Annotated in this window: 20 protein-coding genes; 12 read left to right on the plus strand and 8 right to left on the minus strand. The window is 62.8% G+C overall.

Annotated features, from left to right (window positions below; genetic code table 11):
- Window positions 1-147 precede the first annotated feature (147 nt).
- Window positions 148-1,035, minus strand: coding sequence for a U32 family peptidase (locus tag AB7849_RS14825; protein WP_202799681.1), 888 nt, complete (start codon window positions 1,033-1,035; stop codon window positions 148-150).
- Between the two features lie 4 nt (window positions 1,036-1,039).
- Entirely contained in the window at window positions 1,040-2,038 is a 999-nt protein-coding gene (ubiU, locus tag AB7849_RS14830) for a ubiquinone anaerobic biosynthesis protein UbiU (protein WP_008217288.1), read from the minus strand.
- An 861-nt stretch (window positions 2,039-2,899) separates the two neighbouring features.
- Between ubiU and AB7849_RS14835 the strand changes: the two genes are divergently transcribed.
- From AB7849_RS14835 to tatC, 12 genes are all read left to right on the plus strand, one after another.
- Window positions 2,900-4,093: an NAD(P)/FAD-dependent oxidoreductase gene (locus tag AB7849_RS14835; protein ID WP_369501228.1), complete on the plus strand. Its 1,194-nt coding sequence runs from the start codon at window positions 2,900-2,902 to the stop codon at window positions 4,091-4,093.
- Window positions 4,094-4,154: 61 nt separating this feature from the next.
- Window positions 4,155-4,460, plus strand: a complete 306-nt coding sequence (locus AB7849_RS14840) for a high-potential iron-sulfur protein (protein ID WP_008217292.1) — start codon at window positions 4,155-4,157, stop codon at window positions 4,458-4,460.
- A 68-nt stretch (window positions 4,461-4,528) separates the two neighbouring features.
- Window positions 4,529-5,596, plus strand: coding sequence for an FAD:protein FMN transferase (locus AB7849_RS14845; protein ID WP_008217294.1), 1,068 nt, complete (start codon window positions 4,529-4,531; stop codon window positions 5,594-5,596).
- Window position 5,597: 1 nt separating this feature from the next.
- Complete coding sequence (locus AB7849_RS14850) at window positions 5,598-7,790, plus strand: NosR/NirI family protein (RefSeq protein ID WP_008217295.1); 2,193 nt, start codon at window positions 5,598-5,600, stop codon at window positions 7,788-7,790.
- 47 nt (window positions 7,791-7,837) lie between these two features.
- Entirely contained in the window at window positions 7,838-9,787 is a 1,950-nt protein-coding gene (nosZ, locus tag AB7849_RS14855; protein WP_008217298.1) for a TAT-dependent nitrous-oxide reductase, read from the plus strand.
- A gap of 74 nt (window positions 9,788-9,861) precedes the next feature.
- Entirely contained in the window at window positions 9,862-11,163 is a 1,302-nt protein-coding gene (locus AB7849_RS14860) for a nitrous oxide reductase family maturation protein NosD (protein ID WP_369501229.1), read from the plus strand.
- Window positions 11,147-12,085 carry an ABC transporter ATP-binding protein gene (locus AB7849_RS14865; RefSeq protein WP_008217303.1) on the plus strand — a complete coding sequence of 313 codons (939 nt, stop codon included), beginning with the start codon at window positions 11,147-11,149 and terminating at the stop codon, window positions 12,083-12,085. The genes AB7849_RS14860 and AB7849_RS14865 overlap by 17 nt, the downstream gene beginning before the upstream one ends.
- Window positions 12,082-12,915, plus strand: a complete 834-nt coding sequence (locus AB7849_RS14870; protein WP_008217304.1) for an ABC transporter permease — start codon at window positions 12,082-12,084, stop codon at window positions 12,913-12,915. Before AB7849_RS14865 ends, AB7849_RS14870 begins: the two co-directional genes overlap by 4 nt.
- Window positions 12,912-13,649: a nitrous oxide reductase accessory protein NosL gene (locus AB7849_RS14875; protein ID WP_081491897.1), complete on the plus strand. Its 738-nt coding sequence runs from the start codon at window positions 12,912-12,914 to the stop codon at window positions 13,647-13,649. The genes AB7849_RS14870 and AB7849_RS14875 overlap by 4 nt, the downstream gene beginning before the upstream one ends.
- A 152-nt stretch (window positions 13,650-13,801) precedes the next feature.
- Window positions 13,802-14,038, plus strand: a complete 237-nt coding sequence (tatA, locus tag AB7849_RS14880) for a twin-arginine translocase TatA/TatE family subunit (RefSeq protein ID WP_008217306.1) — start codon at window positions 13,802-13,804, stop codon at window positions 14,036-14,038.
- A 9-nt stretch (window positions 14,039-14,047) separates the two neighbouring features.
- Window positions 14,048-14,455 carry a Sec-independent protein translocase protein TatB gene (gene tatB, locus AB7849_RS14885; protein ID WP_008217308.1) on the plus strand — a complete coding sequence of 136 codons (408 nt, stop codon included), beginning with the start codon at window positions 14,048-14,050 and terminating at the stop codon, window positions 14,453-14,455.
- Window positions 14,452-15,216 carry a twin-arginine translocase subunit TatC gene (tatC, locus tag AB7849_RS14890; RefSeq protein WP_008217310.1) on the plus strand — a complete coding sequence of 255 codons (765 nt, stop codon included), beginning with the start codon at window positions 14,452-14,454 and terminating at the stop codon, window positions 15,214-15,216. The genes tatB and tatC overlap by 4 nt, the downstream gene beginning before the upstream one ends.
- A 315-nt stretch (window positions 15,217-15,531) precedes the next feature.
- Here tatC and AB7849_RS14895 read toward each other — a convergent pair whose 3' ends face one another.
- From AB7849_RS14895 to AB7849_RS14920, 6 genes are all read right to left on the minus strand, one after another.
- Complete coding sequence (locus tag AB7849_RS14895; protein ID WP_008217313.1) at window positions 15,532-16,257, minus strand: DUF4365 domain-containing protein; 726 nt, start codon at window positions 16,255-16,257, stop codon at window positions 15,532-15,534.
- 88 nt (window positions 16,258-16,345) lie between these two features.
- A complete protein-coding gene (locus AB7849_RS14900; RefSeq protein WP_008217315.1) occupies window positions 16,346-16,957 on the minus strand; it encodes a hypothetical protein in 612 nt (203 codons plus the stop codon).
- A gap of 342 nt (window positions 16,958-17,299) precedes the next feature.
- Window positions 17,300-18,772 (minus strand): UbiD family decarboxylase, encoded by a 1,473-nt coding sequence (locus AB7849_RS14905; RefSeq protein WP_008217317.1) that lies wholly within the window; start codon window positions 18,770-18,772, stop codon window positions 17,300-17,302.
- Window positions 18,769-19,560 (minus strand): prephenate dehydrogenase/arogenate dehydrogenase family protein, encoded by a 792-nt coding sequence (locus AB7849_RS14910; RefSeq protein ID WP_008217318.1) that lies wholly within the window; start codon window positions 19,558-19,560, stop codon window positions 18,769-18,771. The genes AB7849_RS14905 and AB7849_RS14910 overlap by 4 nt, the downstream gene beginning before the upstream one ends.
- A 5-nt stretch (window positions 19,561-19,565) precedes the next feature.
- Entirely contained in the window at window positions 19,566-20,672 is a 1,107-nt protein-coding gene (locus tag AB7849_RS14915) for a PLP-dependent cysteine synthase family protein (protein WP_008217320.1), read from the minus strand.
- A gap of 14 nt (window positions 20,673-20,686) precedes the next feature.
- Window positions 20,687-22,642, minus strand: a complete 1,956-nt coding sequence (locus tag AB7849_RS14920) for a pyridoxal phosphate-dependent decarboxylase family protein (RefSeq protein WP_369501230.1) — start codon at window positions 22,640-22,642, stop codon at window positions 20,687-20,689.
- Window positions 22,643-22,871: the final 229 nt, after the last annotated feature.

Here is a 22,871-nt window from a genome sequence, read left to right on the forward strand (position 1 = left end):
CGCGATCCGACAAAGCATGCAACACGGCGAAATGTCGCAACGCGCCATCGTTCCGGCCGATGCGACCGATTCCCTTCGCACGGTCGGGTGAACTCTCGCGTGAAGAGCTTCCGTCATGCATGTACGAAAATCGGTGGCGTGCCTGGTTCAAGCCGCACCCGTCGTCTGCATCCCCGGTTTGCCATGCCAGTAGCCGTTGCGCGCAGCGATGCGCGGCGGCGGTTGTGGCGAGCGGCGGGCGAGGTGGTAGTGCGCCACCGTCTCGGCCATGCCTTCGGCCTGTGGATACAGCCGCAGCACGTCCACGCCCAGCTCACGCAACTGCGGCAGTTCTGGGCCGAGGTCAGTCACTTCTTCGCCTTGAATCTGGATGCCGTTGATGCGCAGGAACGGGCGCCCCTCGCGCGTGGCCAATGGCATGCCATCGGGGTAATCGATGCAGCGGAAGCCGCATTGATCCTTGGCCACATCCAGCGCACGCGCAGTGAAGCAACGCGCCGAGAAGGCCAGCGGCAGGCGGCCGAAGGCGATCACTTCCAGCTCGGGCATTTCGCGCTGCTCGGCGCGCATCGCCTCGCCAAGCTCGCGCAGAAGGGCATGACCTTGCTCCACGCCCGGGACCCAGCGGACCAGGCCGTCCTCCATCAGCATGGCCAAAGCCTGGTGGTTGTACACGTTGAGCGTGGGGCCGGCGACGAAGGGGACTTCGCGCTCGCGACACAGCTGCACCGCGGACAGATCATTCGCCTCGATCCAGCAATCGCCATGATCGACCAGCCGCTGCAGCATGCCCAGTTCGGACTCGGCCTCGATCAGTGCAAGCGACGACAGCACCACCTGCTTGCCGCTGCGGGTCAGCTCGGCCGCCAGCGCGATCCAGTCGCGCGTGCTCAGCTCGCGCCGCTTGCTGCATACCGTCTCGCCCAGGTAAACGATGTCGACCGGCCATCCGGCGGCTTCGCGGTAGAACGCCAGGGTTTGTTCGCGCGGCCAGAAGTACTGCAGCGGGCCAAGGCTCAACTTCATCGTGTTCATCGGATCAATGCCAGGAACGGTGGTAGGGGCCAAGCGTGGTCTGGTGGCCTTCGGCATGTTTCGACAGCGACGATTGCCAGCCTGGTTGCAACTGCCAGGCATCCGGTGCGCCGTGGTAACGGTCCAGCGCGTCGCGCCAGGTGCGGGTAACAGAGGAAACGTAGGCGACACCGCGCTGGCGGCCTTCGATCTTCAGAGCCGCCACGCCGGCTTTTGCCAATCGCGGCAGCAGCTCCAGCGTGTTCAGGCTGGTCGGCTCCTCCAGTGCATGGAAGGTTTCACCGCCGACTTCGAAGCGCCCCTTGCACACCGTCGGGTAGCCGGCCGGCTCGCGCGGTTCGAACCGATCCATCAGCACGCCGTTGAGGCGCACGCTGCGGCGACCGTCGCCGTGTTCTTCCCAGCGCACGAAACTGGCCGGCGAGCACACGCCGTGGCGATTCGGCGAGGCGCCGGTGACGTAGCTGGACAGTTGGCAACGGCCTTCAACCATGATGCACAGGCTGCCGAACGCGAACACTTCCAGCGGTACCGGCGAGCCGGCGCACAGGCGCTCGACCTGCTGGATCGACAACACGCGCGGCAGAATCGCGCGGCTGATGCCGAAGCGCTCATGCGCGTAACGCAGCGCGGGCGCGGTGGTGGCCGAACCTTGCACCGACAGGTGCCGAGCCAGCGATGGATAAGTGCGCGTGGCGTAGTCCAGTACCGCCATTTCAGCGGCGATGATGGCGTCGCAGCCGAAGTCGGCGGCCTTGTCCACTGCGCTGTACCACTGCGCCAGGCGCGCGCTGTCCGGGTAGGTGTTCAGGGCCAGGTAGACCTTGCGCTTGCGCAGGTGCGCATAGGCAATACCGTCACGCAACTCCGCGTCGCTGAAGTTCAGCCCGGGGAAGGCACGCGCGTTGGTCTGGTCGCGAAAGCCCGCGTAGACCGCATCGGCTCCGGCATCGATCGCCGCTTGCAGAGCCGGCAGGTTGCCGGCAGGACAGATCAGTTGCATGAGAATGGCTCTCCGATAAAGGCAGCTTGCATCTTGGGAGGAGCCATTCACGGGCGTATTGATCTGAGTCAGTCTTCGATGGCGACGTCATCGAGCGACGCGTGATATCCATAGGGTGCCATGCCGGCATCATCACCACCCGTTGCAGGGATTAGGTGCCGGTAAGACCTAAATAAAGGTCCTGCGCAGCACCCGCCGTGGCCTGCATCCGGGGCATCAAGACCCAAGGCGGAAGTGCCAGGGGAAACGCCGCACTGGCTGTTGTGCACGTTGGCCGTTTCGTCCGGGCGATGATCGGGCTGGATGACGTTGCCCCGGCATCTGCTGCCGCTGTCCCATCGTTGCTGGGCCGATCGATATCGCTGCCCGTGACCATGGGCCTACGCATTGAGTGGCGAGTCTTGCATCGTGTCGGTGTCGACAACAGGGGCAGGGTCGTCACTCCCGACCAAGAAGAGCGACAGTCAGGCAGCGACGTCGGGTCGGCCACAGCGCTGACGATGGGAATCCGCGGCCGGGTTTCATCTGCAGGCCGGCGCTGGAAACGATGGGGCGCAGCCAGCCCTCCGCCGCAGGGCTTCGCCTAAGTAACGGCCACTTGCGGGCGCCGCTTCAAAACTTAGGGAAGGGCGGGCCCCCGGCTATCGTCGTCCCGTCCGGGCACGGATGAGGCCGGCAGAATGTCCGGACATGTCTACTTCAGGTGCATGTGCCTCGGCCCGGGAACCTGTTCGGCAGACGGATGTGCTTTGCAACCCATATGACCGGCGGCTTCAAAACAACGGACGAAACGGTTCGCGATTGCAATTGAAATGCATTGCTCCATGCGGCAGCGCGCCGCACGTCGCGTCGCTTCACGAGTTGATCGATGTCAACACTCCGTTTTCCGGGGCCTCGCAGACTTCCCCCCAAGCAATGAGCTTGCATGGGACTGGCACTTCGATGAACGACGTAACGATTCGCACCGATGTGGTCATCGTCGGCGCTGGCCCGGTGGGCCTGTTCCAGGTGTTTGAACTTGGATTGCTCGGCCTGAATGCGCACGTGATCGACTCGATGCACCAGGTCGGCGGCCAGTGCATCGAGCTCTATCCCGACAAGCCGATCTACGATATCCCGGCGATACCCGTATGCAATGCCCGGGAACTGGTTGACCGTCTGCAGCAGCAGATACGTCCATTTTCACCGCGATTCCATCTTGGCGAAACCGCATCCGTGGTTCGGCGCATGGCGAGCGGACGGTTCGAAGTCGTCACGAATGCCGGAACGCATTTCGATGCAGGCGTGGTGGTTGTCGCGGGTGGCCTGGGAGCATTCTCGCCGCGCTTGCTGGACCTGCCCGAGGCTGCGGGACTCGAAGGCACGTCACTTCACTACAAGGTCACCCGTCCCGACCTTTTTGATGGCAAGGACATCGTCATCGCCGGTGGCGGTGATGCTGCGCTGGACTGGACGCTGGCGCTCATCGAGCGTGCACGAAGTGTTGTCCTCGTGCACCGGTCGTCCAAGTTCCGTGCGGCTCCTGCGCATGTCCGGCGAATGCAGGAGCTGTGCGACGAGCAACGCATGCAGTTCCTGGAAGGCGACATCGTCGGGCTCGAAGCTCCGCAGGACAGGCTCGAGTCGGTACGCGTACGGACCCGGAGCGGCCTGGTCCGGCGTGTCGATGCGGAGCAACTGCTGGTGTTCTGGGGCCTGCATCCGGCCTTGGGGCCGATCGCCGAATGGGGACTCGCGCTCGAGTACCACCAGCTGGCTGTCGACAACGGCACATTCCAGACCTCGACGCCGGGCATTTTCGCCGTTGGCGACGTCAATACCTATCCCGGGAAAAAGAAGCTGATCCTGTCCGGATTCCACGAAGCGGCACTGTGCGCCTTCGCCGTGAAGGAATACCTCAATCCGGGCGAGAAGGTGAACCTGCAGTACACGACGACCAGTCCGATCATGCACAAGCGCCTTGGCGTCACGATCGGTCCCGATGGCGAACCTGTGCCGCCTTCACAGGTGACCACCCATGCGAGAGAGACACCTGCGCCAGCCAGTATCCCGTGAACTGCGCGCCGACGCGTCGTGCGTGCAGAAAGTGAAGCAACCAGAGTCCCAGGAGACACATGTGAAAAAGAACGATGCTCAATTCAGCGCCAGCCGACGCACGCTGCTGAAGAACGGTGCAAGCATTGCCGTGATAGGCGCCGTCGCCGCCACCGGCCTGCTGAAGGCTGCGCCGGCACGGGCACAGGACGGCAAGGCCCCGCAGGCCGTGGCGATGTACCAGCCGAAGCCACACGGCGCAGACCAATGCGACAACTGCATCCACTTCATCCCGGGGAAAACGCCGAAGGAGGCCGGCACCTGCAAGGTCGTCGAGGGAAGCATTTCCCCGCAAGGCTGGTGCGTCATGTACGCGCGCAAGGCCTGAAACAAGGCAGCACCCGCTTCGTCTGAAGCGTCTGTTTGATCGGTTCGCAGCCGTTGGAGGCTGATCTCATGCAAGCTCCGGTAGCGACGGAAGGGCTGCATTCGCCCGCACGTCGAAAACTTCTCAAGGCGGTGGCCGGCGTGGCGGCGGCCGGCGGATTGGCCGGCGGAGCAGGCTGGTTCGTGCTCCGGCGTGAACGGAGCCTGTTCGAGGTGCGCCGCGAGCAGACCCTCATGCAGACCTCGGTGGCGATCACCTGCCTGGCCGACGACGTCGACAAGGCAGGGCTCGCCATTGATGCGGCATTCCGGCGCATGGGCGAGGCGGTTGCCGTGCTTACGCGCTTTGATCCGGCCGGGCCGGTGGCGCGCCTGAACCGTGACGGCCGGCTCGGCAACTTGCCGCCGGAACTGCGTGACGTGCTCCATCGCTCGCTGGAAATTTCGGCGGCGACGGACGGTGACTTCGATATCAGCGTGTTGCCGGTGCTGCAGTATTTCGAGTCGCTGCGCCAGCCCGCCGTGCTGGGGGCTGGCGATCGCGAGCGCATCGGCGTGCGCGATCGGTTAATCAACTATCGCCGTATCGTGCTGGATGCGCAAGGCGTGCGGTTCACCTTGCCGGGCATGGCCGTGACCCTGGACGGACTGGCAAAGGGATACGTCATCGACCAGGGTATCGCGTCGCTCAAGGCCGCGGGGATCGACACGGCGCTGGTGGATGCCGGCGGTGACGTACGGGCGATTTCCGGCAGCGATTCGAACCGCCAATGGCACGTGGGTATCGTCGATCCCGGCGATATCCACAGGGTTGCAGCCATCCTGACGCTACGCAATGCGGCACTCGGGACATCAGGCAACTACCGGATTTTCTACTCGTCCGACAAGAAGCTGTTCCACGTGATCGATCCGCATACCGGCTATTCCCCGTTGAACTACTCCAGCGTCACGGTCATGGCCGAGTCGTCGGTGGATGCCGATGCCATGAGCGTGGCCGCCGCCTCGATGCCGCTGCCGCGGCTGCGTGAAGTCATGGCCTCGCGGAACAACCAGTGGCTGGTGTTTCCCAGGGACAACCGCACGAGCTGGCGTTCCAGGGACCTGCCGCAACTCTCCGGCCATGCGGAGGTGGTCTGAGATGCCTACCTTGTCGATCCACGGCAATGCGTACAGATGGCTGATGCTGTGTGCGGCAATGCTTCTGATGCTGGTCTCGCTGGATGCCGTGGCCGGCATCGACCAGACCTATCCCGAGGTGCGTGGATATTTCCCTGCCGCCACGCGATTCGGGGACATCACCGGCAAGCCGCCAGCCGCCGCCGTCTACAACGGCGACAAGGTCATCGGCTATGTATTCGAGTCGGTAATGGTGGCACCGGTGCCGGCGTACTCGGGTGAGCCGGTGAATATCCTGGTGGCGATCGACCAGTCCGGCAAGATTCTCGGCACCAAGGTGCTGTACCAGAACGAACCCATTCTGCTGGTGGGCATCCCGGTGCAGCGGCTATACGACTTCGTCGCGCGCTACGTCGGCCACAACGTGAAGGACAAGATCGTCGTGGGCGGCAGCAGTGCGCCGGGATCGACCCAGATCGACGCCATCAGCAGCGCCACCGTGACCTCGATGGTGGTCAACGAGACGATCATGAATGCGGCGCTGGAGGTGGCGGTGTCGCGCAAGCTGGTGTCCGGGACGGTGGCGACCGAAGCGGCTCCGGCAACGGTCCGCGCCGATTACTTCAAGAAGGCGAACTGGGTACAACTGACCGGCAACGGCGCCTTTCGCCATTTGAACCTGACCCGAGGGAAGGTCGTGGCCGCGTTCAAGGGCCAGCCCGAGAGCGGCCTGATCGATGACCCGACCGCGCCGGCCACGGGTCACGAGAACGACACGTTCATCGACCTCTATTACGCCGATATCACCCCGCCGACCGTCGGCAGGAACCTGCTGGGTGATTCCGGCTATGCCAGCCTGATGCAAGGCCTCAAGCCCGGCGACGAGGCCATCGCGGTGGTTGCCAATGGCCTGTATTCGTTCAAGGGAGTCGGCTACGTCCGCGGTGGCGTGTTTGACCGGCTGCACGTCATGCAGGCCGGCAAGCTGTTCCTTTTCAAGGACACCGACTTCGTGGTTCTGGATGATCCGGAACTGCCCGGAATGCCGTCCTTCAACGAGATGGCCATCTTCATCCTGCACCATGGGCAAGGGTTCAACCCAGGTGCGCCGTGGACACTGCAACTGCTGGTGAATCGCCAGATCGGGCCGCTGAAAAGTATCTACAGCACGTTTTCCGGCAGTTACCAGATACCGGTCGACTATGTCGTTCAGCCCAAGGTCGTGGCCAGCCCGATTCCGGACGGTGCACCGCTGTGGGTAAAGATCTGGTACGGCAAGCGTTTCCAGATTGCAGTGCTGGCAGCCGGGCTGTTCTTCCTATCGCTGATCCTGGTGTTCCAGGACTGGGTGGTGAAGCGCCCGGTGCTGCTGGAGCGCGTACGCGTCGGCTTCCTGGTCTACACCGTGGTGTTCATCGGCTGGTACGGCCTGGCCCAGCTATCGGTGGTCAATATCCTCACTTTCATCAACGCGGTGATCCACGGCTTCCACTGGTCCACCTTCCTGATGGACCCCCTGATCTTCATCCTGTGGACGTTCGTGGCGGTGTCCCTGCTGCTGATCGGACGGGGGGTGTATTGCGGCTGGCTATGCCCGTTCGGTGCCATGCAGGTGCTGATCAACAAGCTCGCGCGCAAGCTCAAGGTACCGCAGCTGGAACCACCTGCCTATGTGCATGAACGGCTGTGGGCGATCAAGTACGTGATCCTGCTGTTCCTGTTCGGGCTGTCGCTGCAGTCGGTGGGCCTGGCCGAGCGCTTCGCGGAGGTCGAGCCATTCAAGACCGCGGTCAACCTGCATTTCGTGCGCTCCTGGGGCTATGTGCTGTTCGCCGTGATCCTGCTGGTCGGGGCGGCGTTCACCAACAAGGTTTATTGCCGCTACGTCTGCCCCCTGGGCGCGGGCCTGTCGGTCTCGGGACGCTGGCACCTGTTCGAGTGGTTGCGCCGGCGCAAGGAGTGCGGACACCCGTGCCAGGCGTGCGCAGTCGAATGCGAAGTCAGGGCGATCAGCCCGCTGGGGCCGATCAATTACCAAGAGTGTCACTACTGCCTGGATTGCCAGGTGACCTACAACAACGACCGCAAGTGCCCGCCACTGGTCGAACGCCGCAAGAAGAGGGAAAAGCGGGAAAACGCAGCACGTCCCCTGCCCACACCCGTGGTGATGGTGGGCTCCGGGGAGAACGACATACCGACAGGTCCGAATGAGTAGGGCGGCCACCTGCTTTGGACTCCACCATTTTCTGAGGAAGCATAGCCATGAGTGACAAGAGCAAAGACCAGGGCCCGGACGCGAAGGCCGACGGGATCAGAGCGCTGACGGAAGATGAGATCGCCTCCCTGCCCGGACAACCGGGCAATCCGAGTCGCCGGAATTTCATGAAGGTCGGCGCGCTGGCAGGCCTGGCTGGTGCCGGCGGGCTGGTTGGCGGGCTGGGTCTCGATCGCCCCGTGCATGCGGCCGAACCGGGCAAGATGCCGGAGGACCATGTCGCTCCGGGCCAACTGGACGAGTACTACGGGTTCTGGAGTGGTGGCCAATCCGGCGAGATGCGTATCCTGGGTCTGCCCTCGATGCGCGAACTGATGCGTGTCCCGGTGTTCAATACCGACTTTGCCGTCGGCTGGGGCATCACCAACGAAAGCAGGCGGGTGCTGGGCGAAGGCTTCCCCCGCGGAGGCGACCTGCACCATCCGCACATGAGCCAGACGCATGGCCGCTACGATGGCCGCTATCTGTTCATGAACGACAAGGCCGGTACCCGCGTTGCGCGTATTCGCTGCGACGTGATGCGCACGGACAAGATCACCAGGATTCCCAACGTGCAGGCGATCCACGGGTTGCGCGTGCAGCGTGAACCGCACACCGGCTACGTATTTGCCAATGCCGAGTTCCGGATTCCCTCTCCCAATGACGGCCGCGACCTGGATGATCCGAAGAAATACCAGACCATGTTCTCTGCGCTCAACGGCGAGACCATGGAGATGGCATGGCAGGTCATCGTCGATGGCAATCTGGACAATACCGATAGCGATTACGAGGGCAAGTACGCCGCTTCAACCTGCTACAACAGCGAAGATGCCGTGGACCTGGCCGGCATGATGCGCAGCGAGCGCGACTGGGTAGTCGTGTTCAACCTCAAACGCATCGAGGCGGCGATCAAGGCCGGCAAGTTCAAGACCATCGGCAAGTCGAAGGTGCCGGTACTGGACGGACGTCACGGCTCGGACCTGACCATGTACATCCCGGTGCCGAAGAGCCCGCATGGTCTCAACGCGAGCCCGGATGGCAAGTACTTCGCGGCCAACGGCAAGCTTTCACCGACGGTCAGCCTGATGGAGTGGAGCAAGGTCGACGACTACTTCGCCGGCAAGCTGAAGGACCCTCGCGGTGCCGTGGTGGCCGAGCCGCAACTGGGTCTTGGGCCCTTGCACACGGCGTATGACGGTCGCGGCAATGCCTACACGACGCTGTTCATCGACAGCCAGATAGCGAAGTGGAACATCCAGGACGCGATCGATGCCTATGCTGGCAAGAAGGTCAACTACCTGCGCCAGAAGCTCGACGTGGCCTATCAGCCCGGGCACGACCACACTTCACTGGGCGAAACCCGCGATGCCGACGGCAAGTGGCTGGTATCGCTGAACAAGTTCTCCAAGGATCGCTTCCTGGCGACCGGTCCGCTGCACCCGGATCTCGATCAGCTGATCGATATTTCCGGTGACCAGATGGTGCTGGTGGCGGATGCCCCGGTCTTCTCGGAGCCGCATGACGCGATCATCGTCCCTGCCAAGATGTTGCGGGGCAAGGTAAAACGGAAGTGGGATCGCAAGGATCCGTTCTTCGCTGAGACCGTGGCCCAGGCCCGGAAGCACGGTGTCGTGCTGGAAAAGGACAGCAAGGTCATCCGCCAGGGCAGGAAAGTCTTCGTCTACATGACCAGCTCAGCGCCGAAATACGGCCTGGAAAGCTTCAAGGTGAAAAAAGGTGATGAAGTAACCGTGGTCATCACCAACGTCGACAGCATCGAGGATCTGTCCCACGGATTCTGCCTTACCGACTATGGCATCAACATGGAGATCAGTCCGCAGGAAACCAGCTCGGTAACCTTCGTTGCCGACAAGCCTGGCGTCCATTGGTACTACTGCACCTTCTTCTGCCACGCACTGCATCTGGAGATGCGCGGCCGGATGCTGGTGGAGGCCTGACGAGCAGTGCGCCTTCTGCCGGAGCCCTGGCCCCGGTAGAAGGCGCTTCTTTCCCGGACTAGACGAGGCATGCCTTGAACAAGCGTGGCAACTGGATGCACGTGGTGATGCTTGCGCTCGCGACCATTGTCGTGACGGCGGGGGCACATGCCACGGACGATCTGCAGCTCGCCATTGCCACCGCGGCACCTGGCGCCGTGCTGAGCGTGGCTCCCGGCATCCACCACGTACACCTGCTGCTTGACCGGCCGGTGACCCTGAGCGGAAAACCCGGGGCCATTCTCGATGGGGACGGGCAGGGCGACGTGGTACGGATCCGTGCCTCCGGCGTCACCCTGCGCAACCTGACCATCCGCCAATCCGGCCACGACCTCACAACCATGAATGCGGGGGTCTATGTCGAGAAAGCAGTGGACGGCGCGGTCATCGAAAACAACCGGCTCCAGGACGTCCTGTTCGGCGTGTACCTGGATGGCCCGCGGCACGTAAAGGTGATCGGCAACGTGATCACCGGCATCGCCGAACTGCACGTGCCCGATCGTGGCGACGGCATCCATCTGTGGAACGATGCCTTCTGCGTGATCGAGGGCAATGACGTGTCCGGTACGCGCGACGGCATCTACGACTACGTAAGCCACGACGACTTGATATCGAACAATCATATCCATGAGGTCAGATATGGCGTGCACCAGATGTATACCGGGAACGAGACGCTGCAGGGCAACATCAGCTCGGGCAATGTCGCGGGCATGGCCTTGATGAGTTCCGACCGCATGCGGGTGGTCGACAATCACCTGTTCAACGACTCCTCCTACGGCATCCTGTTCAATTACGTCACCTACAGCGACATCAGTGGCAACCAGATCCACGACATCACCGGCGACCTTGGCGGAGACGGGCAGGCGGTGGATGGCGGGGAGGGCAAGGCCATGTTCGTCTACAACTCCGAGTTCAACCGGATTCACGGCAACCTGCTCGCTGATTCGCCGATCGGCATCCATATCACCGCCGGTTCACAGGACAACCATGTTTACGGCAATGCCTTCGTGAACAATCGAACTCAGGTGAAATACGTGCAGAACGTGGCCGACGAGTGGTCGTTCGACGGCAAGGGCAATTACTGGAGCAACTACCTCGGCTGGGACCTCGACGGCGACGGTATCGGCGACGTGCCGTACCGGCCCAACGACGGTGTCGACGTATTGTTCTGGAAATACCCGAGCGCGGGCGTGCTGATGTCGAGCCCCGCGATCCTGCTGTTGCGCTACGTACAGCGCGCATTCCCGGTGTTCACGCCGCCCAGTGTGCAGGACAGCCACCCGTTGATGAGTATCCCCGAAAGCTTGCGAGCGAAAGCCCATGACCCACGCCATTGATATTGCCGCGCTCGGCAAGCAGTACCGGGGCGTGGCTGCCCTGGTGGACGTCTCGGCAACGGTGCCCATGGGCAAGGTGGTTGGTTTGCTGGGCCACAACGGTGCCGGCAAGTCCACCCTGATCAAGCTGATCCTCGGGCTGATCGAGCCGACCAGCGGCCGCGTCGAGGTACTGGGCCAGTCGCCGTGGGGCAGCCAGGCCGCGGCGCTGCGCCGCCGCATAGGCTATCTGCCCGAGAGCGTGGCGTTCTACGGTAACCTGACCGGCAGCGAGATCATTGGATACCTGGCCAACCTGAAACGCGCGCCACGGCAACAGTCCGGCGAACTGCTGAAGCGGGTCGGCCTGGACTATGCCAAGGATCGTCGCGTTTCCACATACTCCAAGGGTATGCGGCAACGCCTGGGACTGGCCCAGGCCCTGCTGGCCTCGCCCGAGCTGGTGGTGCTGGACGAGCCCACCGCCGGCCTCGATCCCCAGGCCACGCGGGAGCTCTATGGCATCGTGGACGAGCTGCGGGCAGGAGGACACAGCGTGCTGGTGTCCTCGCACGTACTCCCCGAACTGGAACCCCACATCGACAATGCCCTGATACTCCGCCAGGGCGAGCTGCTTGCCATGGGAAGCGTCGAGGCGCTGCGCCGGCAGTCGGGGCTGCCCGACCTCGTGTACGTGCGCCTCAAGGACTCCGCCGACATCGCCGCGTTCGCGGGGGAACTGCAGGATATCGGTTCGACGTATGTGCTTCAGCATGATGGGCAGTTCGAAGTCCATGTCGCCGGCGTCGACAAGCTTCCCTTGCTGCAGCACCTGGCGGCACACCCGGCAGTGGACGACATCGTGGTCAAGGAGGCGTCGCTGGCACGCTTGTACGACTTTCTCGGTGCGGGTACGAAGCACGACATGGAGCAGACCGCATGAGCCGCATCGCGATCATCGCCGGCAAGGAATTCCGCGACGACTTCCGCAATCGCTGGACGATTGCCGTGGCCATGCTTTTTACCGTGCTGGCGCTGGGCATTGCCTATTTCGGCGGCGCCGCGGCCGGCAAGGTCGGCTTCACCTCGTTCGACGCGACGCTGGCCAGCCTGACCACGCTGGCGGCCTTCGTGGTGCCGCTGATCGGCCTGCTGATCGCCTATGACATGGTGGTGGGCGAGCAGGACAACGGCACCCTGCTGCTGGTACTCAGTTATCCGATCTCGCGGATCGAGCTGGTGGCCGGCAAGTTCCTGGGCCACTGCGCCGCGCTGGCCACCGCCATCCTGGCAGGTTTTGGCGTGGCGGTGGTGATCATCCAGGTCATGCAGCCCGAGGCGCGCACCATGGCAGCCTGGCTCAGCATCGGGAATTTCGTGCTCAGCGCCTCGATGCTCGGCGCGAGCTTTGTCGCGTTGGCCAGCGTGATCAGCGTGACCACGACCGACAAGGCGCGTGCGGCAGGCCTGGCGCTGGTGGCCTGGCTGCTCACGGTGATCATCTTCGACCTGTGCCTGCTGGCGATTCTCGTCTTCAGCGGCGGCAACCCATGGGAGCAGTCGGCCTTTCCGTGCCTGCTCTACCTCAACCCGATCGACGTGTTCCGGCTGATCAACCTGACCATGCTGGGCTCGGGCGGCGGCAACGAGCTGTTCATGGGCATGACCGCCACGCACGTATACCGGCCCTGGGTGCTTTACCTGGCGATGCTGCTCTGGGTGATCGTTCCCTTTGCATTGGCCCAATTCCTGTTCCGGCGGAAAGAAATATGAAACGTCACGTCCCACATCGGCACCGCGAAGGCGGCCGCTTCATTACGCTCGAATGGTTGCCGGCGGTATGGCTCGTCTTGCTGCTCGCGGCATGCAGTGGAAGCCGGGCACCGCCCAGGCAGGCAGCGGTCGATATCCATAAAGACGATGTCTGCGCGGTCTGCGGGATGTATGTCAGCGCCGGGCCGGGCCCGCGTGGCGAGGCCTGGGTCCATGGCTACAAGACCCCGCTGAAGTTCGGCTCCACCCGGGATTTCTTCGCCTACGTGCTGGAGCCCGAAAACAAGGCGAGATTGCAGCAATTGCTGGTACAGGACAGCGCGCAGATCAACTGGCGGCATCCTTCCAATGAGGCGCGCACGTTTGTCGATGCGCGTACCGCCTGGTACGTGGCGTGGCAGCCGATGAGCGGCTTGATGGGAGCGACGTTCGCGTCGTTTGCCACGCGTACCGATGCCGAGGCTTTCGTGCATGCGCACGGCGGCGAACTATTGCGGTTCTCCGACATGACCCCGGAACTGGTCTCGTTGCTGGGCTTCGAATGTCCCCACCCTGGCTCACCGGCCTTTGCCCTGGTGAAAGCTTGTGCCGCAGCCCCTCGATCCGCAATGCCGCCGGCGGCCACGCCTGGCGAGCATGCCGAAGTGTTGCAGGCGAGGCGTTCGGTTCCTGGCGAGATGGGTCAAGGCAAACACATGCCTCCATCCATGCTGTCGGGCAAGAACCCGTACTGAGGGAATTTCCATCATGCATGCACCGGCACACGGCTTTGGGCAACAACGCTACCTCGATGGGGCATGCGATGGCGTTGGTTACGTTCCGCTCGCCCTATGGGCGAGCGCCCATTCATCCCTTTCTTCCATCTAAAGCTGTATCAGGAGCATCCATGAGCATCTGGCATCTACTTATCCTTGCGGTCGTGGTCCTGCTGATTTTCGGTACGGGCAAGCTGAGCAAGATCGGACCGGACTTGGGGTCCGCCATTCGAGGCTTCAAGAAAAGCCTGGACGGTGACGACGCCGAGTCCAAACGCGATGACGCGGCGTTGCTGCGTGCCGAGGCCCAGCCAGCCGACAACAGTCGCTCGGGACAGCGGGAGCCGGTGGACGTGAAATCCAGGTAGGGCCTCGCCGTGATTGATTTCAGCCTGGGCAAACTCCTGCTGATCGCGCTGATCGCGCTGATCGTGCTGGGTCCGGAAAAGCTGCCTGGTGCGGCCCGAACCGCCGGCGCCATGCTTCGTCGCGTACGGAGCGGCTGGGACAGCGTGCGTGCCGAGGTGGAACGCGAACTGCAACTGGAGGAAATAAAGCGTGCCGCACGCGAAGTGGCCGCGCAGGGCAGTGCGGCCAAAGGCACCGTGGACAATGTCATTCATGACGTGCGCGAGCCTGTGCAGGCAGTCATGGCCGGGTTGGAACAATCCGTGACACTGGGTGGCGACGCGGTGGAGAAGACGGCTGCCGAAGTGGCAACAACCTTGCCATCGGCTCCTGACGCGGTCGTGCCTGCCGCCAAGCATGTGGAGAATCGGTCGTGACGAGCCCGGATAGTGACGGTTTCGTGGAAGGTCTTCAGGCCAGTGTGTTCCCGCACCTGCTGGAGTTGCGTTCCCGCCTGATCAAGGCGGTCGCCACAGTCCTGCTTCTGCTGGTTGTGCTGGTTCCGCTGGCCAACCGGTTGTACTCGCTACTGGCTGCGCCACTGGTCGCCCGCTTGCCACATGGTGCCCACCTGATTGCCACCGAGGTAACCAGCCCGTTCCTGACACCGTTGAAGCTGGCCTTCTACGTGGCCCTGTTTGCCGGCATGCCGGTGATCCTGTACCAGCTCTGGGCCTTCGTCAGTCCCGGCCTGTACAGAAGCGAAAAGCGTCTCGCCCGCCCCCTGCTGGTGGCCACGCTGCTGTTGTTCTATCTGGGCTGCGCGTTCGCCTATTTCCTGGTATTGCCGGCAGCCTTCCGGTTCTTTGCGGCGGTGACCCCGGGCGGGGTGGAAATGATGACGGATATCAATCATTACCTCGACTTCGTCATGCTGGTCTTTTTCGCCTTCGGGCTGTGCTTCGAGGTGCCGGTGGTGGTGGTGATCCTGGCCGCCGCGGGTATCGTCGATCTCGCCCGGCTGCGTGGCATCCGCCGCTACGCCGTGGTTGGCGCGTTTGCCATTTCTGCCGTCATCACGCCACCGGACATCACATCGATGATCATGCTGGCGGTTCCCATGTATCTGCTCTACGAGCTGGGTTTGCTCGCCGTGAGATGGCTGATCGCGCCCCGTGCGGCGACCGTGGCGACCTGAGGTTTCGGCTGGCGACGCTGCAAAACATCAGCCTTCCGCCTGCCTTGGCTATAGCAACTGACCAGCGGTGGCACCGGAACTGACCGCGGCTAGCGGCCGTGCCGCCCAACGTCGCCGGCTCGTTGCCCATCTTCGATATAGAGCCAGACCACGATCACCGGCGGAGCTAGCGAGACTCGGCAGGTGTACGCTGACCAGTGCAGTCGACCGGAAGCAACCGGCCAGGAGCGGACGGTCAACGTTTGACATGAGAGGCGGCGGCCTGCTTGCCGGACGACGTCCTCTCGATGGAAGGGTTAGGATGCTGCACGACAGCTACATTCCGTTGATGCCAACGCTGAAGCTGTGACTGGCATCATTTCGCGTGATTTGCACGTTGCGCTTGATGACAGCCAGAGTTCGAAGGTCTACTGCCCCTACCCGCCAGGGGAAATGCGAGATCAAGTTCTCGATCTTGGCTACTACGGCATCAATTGCGTCGCACTCCTGCTCGATCGACTCAAGCTGTTCTTCGTCCACGCAGAAAGGCGTGCTTTGGTCATCGAGCGCTTTGTAGAGGTCACGCAGTTGTCGGAATAGCGGCTCAATTTGCTTCGATTCCTCTGGCGTTGCTAGAGACCGCAAGGCATCCTTGCTGGCGCTGGAAAGTTCGTCTGTAGCCAGATCGATGCTGATCTTTTGAGAGGCTCCGCTCGACTGATATGCCTCAGTTGCGAGAATTTGCTTCCAATAGATTTTCTCAGTGGCTAGGTCAACGCAACAAACGATGACTGGCAGGCAGAACCGCTTCCAGTAGTTGATATGACGGTCGTCAACATAGATGCCCTTGCTTTCAGAGCTGCTGATTCTGTCGAACGCTTTGACCTGAATCTTGATGACGTCACCGGTCGAGCGTGCTTCATCATCCAGAATCTCAAGTTCTGCATCGACTCCGATATCTACTCCGAAGAGGCGACACGGCCACCCAAAGAGTTTTGTGATGGTGTATGCAACGAGGTACTCGCCTGCATCACCATTGACTGACTTCTTTGGATATTCCATATCGTCTCCTCAGCAGCCTAACGTTTGAATTCACCGGCCTTGCGCGGCTTTATGCGCAAGGTCCGGTGGAATGAGAGGTTAGAGCCCGTCATTTGGTTGCGCCGAGCGAAATGACGAGCAGAAGGACGGTGCGGCCAAGCATTGCGAAACAAAACAGAGCGGCCAGAACCCTCATGGTGGGACGAAAGGAGGGGTTTTGATAACCAGGGGCAACCGATGCATTTACCGTGACCAACACAAAGAACGTATACAGTGCGAGAAGGCCAAACAATAGCAACAAGCACTCGCGAATCAGAACGCCAAAAGTGTAGGGCGGGGGCAAGGGGATGCCAGAAAACAATGCCGCGATAAATGCGCCCCAAGCTACACCAACATATGCTGCCCCAATACCGAGTGCGGCGTTGGGGAAGTAGACACCAAAAACACGGATGGCACGGCCCTTCAGGCTCGTGATGGGGCCGCGAGCAGCAACGTAAGCAGAAAGAAAAATCAATGAGACGCTACAGATGATTTGAAATGTTCTTGGTGCACGGTTCTCATTGATGATGTCAATCGCCAATTGTGCATGGAAGTCGTGAAAAGCCATTAGCCCAAGTGGAAATGCAATCACGGCAAAGAAAGCAAATGCGTTTCGCATTGAGGCAAACGAAACCGGATGTTCCTTGAAGAATGTTGCCAAGTAGGTGAAATTCAAATTCATGGCGGCGTGATAAGGGCTCTAACTACTGATTAGGCGGACCCGTGGGTCCGGTTATACACACGTGATCGCGCCAAGAAATCATGACGCAACTCCTTGTTCTGACGGGAGCTTATCTTTGCCGGGTCCGGCTAACAACCACACGTATAACCGGACGGAGAGCCAGGCCCGTGAAGGTCGCCTTTGGGTCGATTCTGGCCGGCCGATTGTCCGACAGGCAACCCTCAGTCAGGTGGTCAGCCAGTTGGCGATGCTGGCCAAGCCCTGTGCCAGCCATGCTCAACTGTACAGGCAACGCATGTCCAGCATGCTGGCAGTAAGCGATGCCAGCCACCACGAAGTGGATCAGACAGCAGTCTTCAGCGTCGTCCACAGGCGGTCCATGCGCTGTTCCACACCCGCATCCGGAATGATCGGCCGGCTCCACGCGCGGGTGGTCTCGGCGGGCCATTTCTGGGTGGCATCGATACCCAGCTTTGAGCCCACGCCGGCGACCGGACTGGCAAAGTCGAGGTAATCGATCGGCGTGTTCTCCACCAGCATCGTGTCGCGTGCGGGATCAACGCGGGTCGATACCGCCCAGATCACCTGGGCCCAGTCGCGCACGTCGATGTCGTCGTCGGTGACGACCACGAACTTGGTATAGGTGAACTGACGCAGGTACGACCATACCGCCATCATGATGCGCCGCGCATGACCGGCGTACTGCTTGCGGATGCTGACTACCGCGATGCGGTACGAACAGGCTTCCGGCGGCAGGAAGAAGTCCACGATCTCGGGGAATACCTTCTGCAGGATCGGTACGAACACGTCATTCAAGGCCATCGACAACACCGACGGCTCGTCGTGCGGTGCGCGGCCCATGTAACTTCCGTGGTAGATCGCACCGTGGCGCAGGTGCAGGCGCTCGATGGTGAGCACGGGGAAACGTTCCTGTGCGTTGTAGTAGCCGGTGTGGTCGCCGAACGGGCCTTCCAGCGCGGTATCGTCCGGGTGGATGAAACCTTCGAGCAGGATCTCCGCGCCGGCCGGTGCATCCAGGCTGGTCAGTTCGCTACGCCACACGCGGGTGCGCTGGCCGCGCAGCAGGCCGGCGAATTCGTATTCGGACAAGGTATCGGGCACCGGGGCGACGGCGGCCAGCATGGTCGCGGGGTCGGCACCGATGGCGACCAGTAACGGAAAGCGTTCCTGCGGATGCGCGGCACGCCAATCGGCGTAGTCGAGGGCGCCGCCGCGATGCGGCAGCCAGCGCATGATGACCCGATTCGGACCGATCACCTGCTGGCGGTAGATTGCCACGTTCTGCCGCGGCTTGCCGGTGCCGCGGGTTACCACCAGTCCGAAGGTAACCAGTTTGCCGGCATCGCCGGGCCAGCAGTGCTGGATCGGCAGGCGTGCCAGGTCGATCTCGGTGCCATGCAGGGTTTCGTACTCGAACGCGGCCTCACTCACGTGCTGTGGCGCGACGTGCGCAAGTTGGGCCAGTTCCGGCCACGTGCCCAGAGCCTGGCGCAGACTGGACGGCCAGCGGGGTTCCTTGATCGAGGCGAGCAACTGGCCCAATTCGCGCAGTGAGGCCAGCGGTCGGCCGGCCAGCGCCAGTTCGATCCGGCGGCGGTGCCCGAACAGGTTGCCGAGCAGGGCGTGGCGGCTGTCACCGGCATGCTCCATCAGCAGCGCGGGGCCGCCTTCACGCAGCGATTTCAGGCTGAGCGCGGTGGATTCCAGATACGGATCGACGGGTGCCGCGACACGCTGCAGTTGCCGCTCGAGCTCCAGCCGCTGCAGAAAGCTGCGCAGATCGTGGAAACTCATGCCGCCGGTGCGTCCGGCGCAGGGATGGCCAGGGAGTCGTCATCCATTTCGGCCAGCAGTTGGCGGTGCACCCGGTGCAGCTCGGCCAGCAATTCCGCTCGCGTTTCGGCGGCGAACGGGTTCTCGCGCTGGATTGCGCCGAACAGGTGGCCGGCATCACCACGCACCGCGGCGAGCATGTGCTTCATGCCCTGGAATGATGGTGGCGCCATCGGCATGCCATCGTCCACGCCGATATCGATCAGTCCCTTGGCGATGAAAAAAGCCAGGACGTGGGTTCTGGCCATGGCGCGGTCATGGGTTTCGGCGTCCTGGTCGATCACTTCGCAGCCCAGCTCGACGAACAACGCACGGATACGCTCGGCCGCCCGCGGATGCCGGGCGGATGCACAGATCACCGTGCGCCGCGGACGCTCGCAGCGGGCCAGGCTGAGCGGTCCGAACAGCGGATGCGTGCCGGCGTGAGGAATGGCGTCGGCCAGCAGTTCGTCCATGGCTGCGCACGGATGCATTTTCACGCTGCCAACGTCGAACACCACCTGTCCGGCATGCAGCAGCGGGCGCAAGGCCAGCAGCGTCTCGCGCATGTGCGGCACCGGCATCGCCAGCACGATCCATGACGCGGCATCGACCGCATCGCGCATGGATGCAACGGCCAGCGCCGCGGGAACCGGTACATTCGGATCCCACACGTGTACCCGATATCCCGCGTGCAGCAGCATCCGGGCGAACGCTGTCCCGAAACGGCCGTAGCCGAGCAGTGCAAAGCATGCTGGGGAATGCGTCATCCAGGTCATTGCGGTACCGGTGTGTGGCCGCTGGCAAGGCTGTCGCGCAGCGCCGCATCCCATGGCGCACGGTCTATCCGGTGCGCAGCCAGCCAGTCATGATTGAACAGCGTTTGTGCATAGCGCTCGCCACGGTCGCACAGCAGGCTGACGATGCTGCCGCGTTCGCCGCGTGCCCGCATCGCTGCCGCCAGTTGCAGGCACGCCACCAGGTTGGTCCCGGATGAACCGCCATAGCGGTGACCAAGCAAGTCTTCCAGCAGCCAGGCCCCGGCAACGGATGCGGCATCCGGCACTTCTTTCACCTTGTCGACCACGTCGAAAATGAAGCCCGGTTCGACGCGTGGCCGACCGATACCCTCGATCAGGGTGGGCTGGCTGGCGACGGCCTTTGCGTCGCGTTTGCGCCAGCCGTGCACGTAGCTGCTACCGGTCGGTTCGGCCACGCACAGTTTCGTGTGCAGCCGGCGATAGCGCAGGTAGCGGCCGATGGTGGCCGAGGTACCCCCGGTACCCACGCCACAGACGATCCACGCAGGCTCGGACTCAGCCTCCAGGGTCAACTGGCCGATGATCGACTCGGCGATGTTGTTGTTGCCACGCCAGTCGGTGGCGCGCTCGGCCAGGCCGAACTGGTCGAGATGGCAGGCGCCGCGGGCGGCATGTTCGGCAGCGCGGGCATGCACTTGGGCGGGTTCGTCGACCAGGTCGCAGGTGCCCCCCAGCGCCTGTACGTCACGGATCTTGCCCGGTGCGGTACAGGCCGGCATCACCGCAGTGAACGACAGCCCCAGCAGGCGCGCGAACCACGCTTCGGAGATGGCCGTGCTGCCGGAAGAGGCATCCACCACGGCCTGACCGCCACGCAGCCGGCCGTTGCACAAGGCGTACAGGAACAACGATCGGGCCAGCCGGTGTTTCAGGCTACCGCTGGGGTGCGCAGCCTCGTCCTTGAAGTAGAAATCGATGCCGTGGAAGCCCGGGAAGGTCAGCTTGAGCAGGTGGGTGTCGGCGGAACGTGCGGCCTCCTGGGCCAGTTGCGCCAGTGCGCTGTGCACCCAGCCACGTTCTGTCACATGTTGCATGTCGACCAGTTGCAGCTTGCTGTCCATGGATGGCTCCGGAGTCATGTGTCGTTGCGGGTGACGGCACGCAACGCGCGTATGCGCCGGCCCAGGAAGTCGAAGTAGCGATCGATATAGCTGATGCCGTTCTCGTGATCGATCAGGTATGGATTCATCAGCGTATGGCGAAGGATCATCAGCCGATCTTCGCGTGGATCGAGCGTGCTCGTGTCCAGGCCCAGTGCAGTGAAGATGCGCGTTGTCTGCGCGGGACCCAGCATGTCCGGACGCAAGGTGGTCACCGAACCGAAGAATTCCTTGGTCTGCAGCGGCTGGCGCGGGTCGCAGCGCAGCATGTCATGCAACTCCCGAACGAACGCGTTTGCCACCGCGATCGAGCGGTTGCCGCGCGGATTGAGCGCAAGGCAGACCAGGTTGCTGTCCGGCGCGAACGGCACCAGCGCCTGTACGTAGTCGGCCTGCTCGAGGGCAAAGCGCTGGGCGTGGGCGTCGAATATTTCGGCGGCACGCACGGTGGCACGCGGCAGGATGCCGAAATGGGCGTGGTCCAATGGCAGCACCTTGTGGGTGACATAGACCGCCGCTGCCGCAGCACCGGATTTGGAGCCTTCCGGAATGAACTGGCCCAGGCTGCGGTAGCGTGCGAGATAGTCCCTTGGAATGCCGCCGTGGAACACGTAGTCCGCCCGTTCGGCCAACAGGGTCATCGCGCGATGATCCCGGCAAATGAACGCACCGCTGCCGTATGGCAGGTAACCTAGCTTGTGCGGGTCGACGGTGACCGAGTCGGTGGCGCCCAAGGCGGCAAACGCGGCATGCACGGCCGACGTCGGGAATTGCACATAGTCGGCGGCGACCTCGTCGCGCGAACGCAGCGAGCCATCCTCGTTGCGGAACAGGGTGGCCAGGTAACCGCCCCAGGCAGCGTCGACGTGCACGGCGAAATCCAGCCCGCGTTCACGCGATGCCTCACGGGCTGCGAGCACCTGATCGATCGGGTCGATGGTGCCGTACTCGGTGCCGCCAAGCACCGCCACGCACATCAGCACCGCTTGCCGCTCGCGGGCGCAACGTTCCAGCGTGTCGTGCAACGCGGCGGGGTCAAGCCGCATGTTCTCGGTGGACAGCAACGCCAGTTGGTCACGCCCGAGGCCGAGCAGCTTCAGGCCCTTGCTCCATGAGTAGTGCGCAGTCACCGGTGCCAGTACCAATGGCACCTTCAGGTCGGGATGCGCGGCGAAGAAGCCGGCCAGTCCGCGCTGCTCGATGCGCTCGCCTTCGACACGCTGCGACCAGCGCGAGCGCTCGACCGGTATCAGCGTTGCGAGCCAGGATTGCCACGCCGTCAGCAGCGCGATGCCGTCGGCCTGCGCCAGGTTGAATGCACTCCAGTCGTCCCCCGGCAAGTTCAGCCCGGGTACTTGCGCCGCGCGCAGCGCCACCGGGAATGCCTTCAACGCCAGCGCCAGGCGCAGCGCCTGATAGTTGGCCAGGGTGCCACCGGAAGTGAGGTGACCGAAGGCGCAGGCATCTTGCGCCGGATCATGCGGGTAGCCCAGCATGCGGGCCAACTGCAGGCCGGCCTGGACTTCCATGTCGACGGTGACTGGTGCGGCATCCTCGCTGACGTTGTTGGGGTTGTAGGGCAGGGTCAGCATCTGCGCGGCCAGCCCGGGCAGCAGCAGGTCCGAGGCCATGTGTCCGATATAGCGCGGGCTGTGGAACGGTACCGATTTCTTCAGCGCGGCGGACAGCTGATGCAGTTCGCGACGCATGCGCGATTCGAAGGCAAGATAGTCCGGATGGTGTGCCGCACCGGTGGCGATCGCCGGTGGATCTTCCGGGTGGAAATTGCGTCGCCAGTACACATGGTCGCGAAGGAACTCGACCAGCATCTTCTCCAGCAGGGTATCGTTCTCGCCATAGGGGCCGAGAAAGCACGCATCCAGCGTGTGGTTGCGCAATTCCATGTCGCTAAAAGGCTGGGCGGCGCTCATGTCAGGCATCCGCAGGACGCGTCGTCCCGACAGCGCGCACCGACGACTTTGGAGTAGCGAAAGGCAGTCATCTGACGGCTCACACCACCGGCTCGACACGATGCGGCAAACACTTCACCGCTTTCAGCCGGGATATCCGATTCATGCACATCATGGGTTCCCAAGTTCGCAGGAGGACGTATCTTGGACAGCTTTTCAAGCGAACCGCTTGATTCAAGTCAGGTACGGC

The sequence above is a fragment of the Rhodanobacter sp. FW021-MT20 genome (assembly GCF_041107475.1).
Taxonomy (GTDB): Bacteria; Pseudomonadota; Gammaproteobacteria; order Xanthomonadales; family Rhodanobacteraceae; genus Rhodanobacter_A; species Rhodanobacter_A glycinis.

Coding starts and splice junctions, on each gene's coding strand:
- AB7849_RS14825 (WP_202799681.1), bottom strand. CDS start 1,035: ATGAACACGATGAAGTTGAGCCTTGGCCCGCTGCAGTACTTCTGGCCG.
- ubiU (WP_008217288.1), bottom strand. CDS start 2,038: ATGCAACTGATCTGTCCTGCCGGCAACCTGCCGGCTCTGCAAGCGGCG.
- AB7849_RS14845 (WP_008217294.1), top strand. CDS start 4,529: ATGCAAGCTCCGGTAGCGACGGAAGGGCTGCATTCGCCCGCACGTCGA.
- AB7849_RS14850 (WP_008217295.1), top strand. CDS start 5,598: ATGCCTACCTTGTCGATCCACGGCAATGCGTACAGATGGCTGATGCTG.
- nosZ (WP_008217298.1), top strand. CDS start 7,838: ATGAGTGACAAGAGCAAAGACCAGGGCCCGGACGCGAAGGCCGACGGG.
- AB7849_RS14865 (WP_008217303.1), top strand. CDS start 11,147: ATGACCCACGCCATTGATATTGCCGCGCTCGGCAAGCAGTACCGGGGC.
- AB7849_RS14870 (WP_008217304.1), top strand. CDS start 12,082: ATGAGCCGCATCGCGATCATCGCCGGCAAGGAATTCCGCGACGACTTC.
- AB7849_RS14875 (WP_081491897.1), top strand. CDS start 12,912: ATGAAACGTCACGTCCCACATCGGCACCGCGAAGGCGGCCGCTTCATT.
- tatA (WP_008217306.1), top strand. CDS start 13,802: ATGAGCATCTGGCATCTACTTATCCTTGCGGTCGTGGTCCTGCTGATT.
- AB7849_RS14895 (WP_008217313.1), bottom strand. CDS start 16,257: ATGGAATATCCAAAGAAGTCAGTCAATGGTGATGCAGGCGAGTACCTC.
- AB7849_RS14900 (WP_008217315.1), bottom strand. CDS start 16,957: ATGAATTTGAATTTCACCTACTTGGCAACATTCTTCAAGGAACATCCG.
- AB7849_RS14905 (WP_008217317.1), bottom strand. CDS start 18,772: ATGAGTTTCCACGATCTGCGCAGCTTTCTGCAGCGGCTGGAGCTCGAG.
- AB7849_RS14910 (WP_008217318.1), bottom strand. CDS start 19,560: ATGACGCATTCCCCAGCATGCTTTGCACTGCTCGGCTACGGCCGTTTC.
- AB7849_RS14915 (WP_008217320.1), bottom strand. CDS start 20,672: ATGGACAGCAAGCTGCAACTGGTCGACATGCAACATGTGACAGAACGT.
- AB7849_RS14920 (WP_369501230.1), bottom strand. CDS start 22,642: ATGAGCGCCGCCCAGCCTTTTAGCGACATGGAATTGCGCAACCACACG.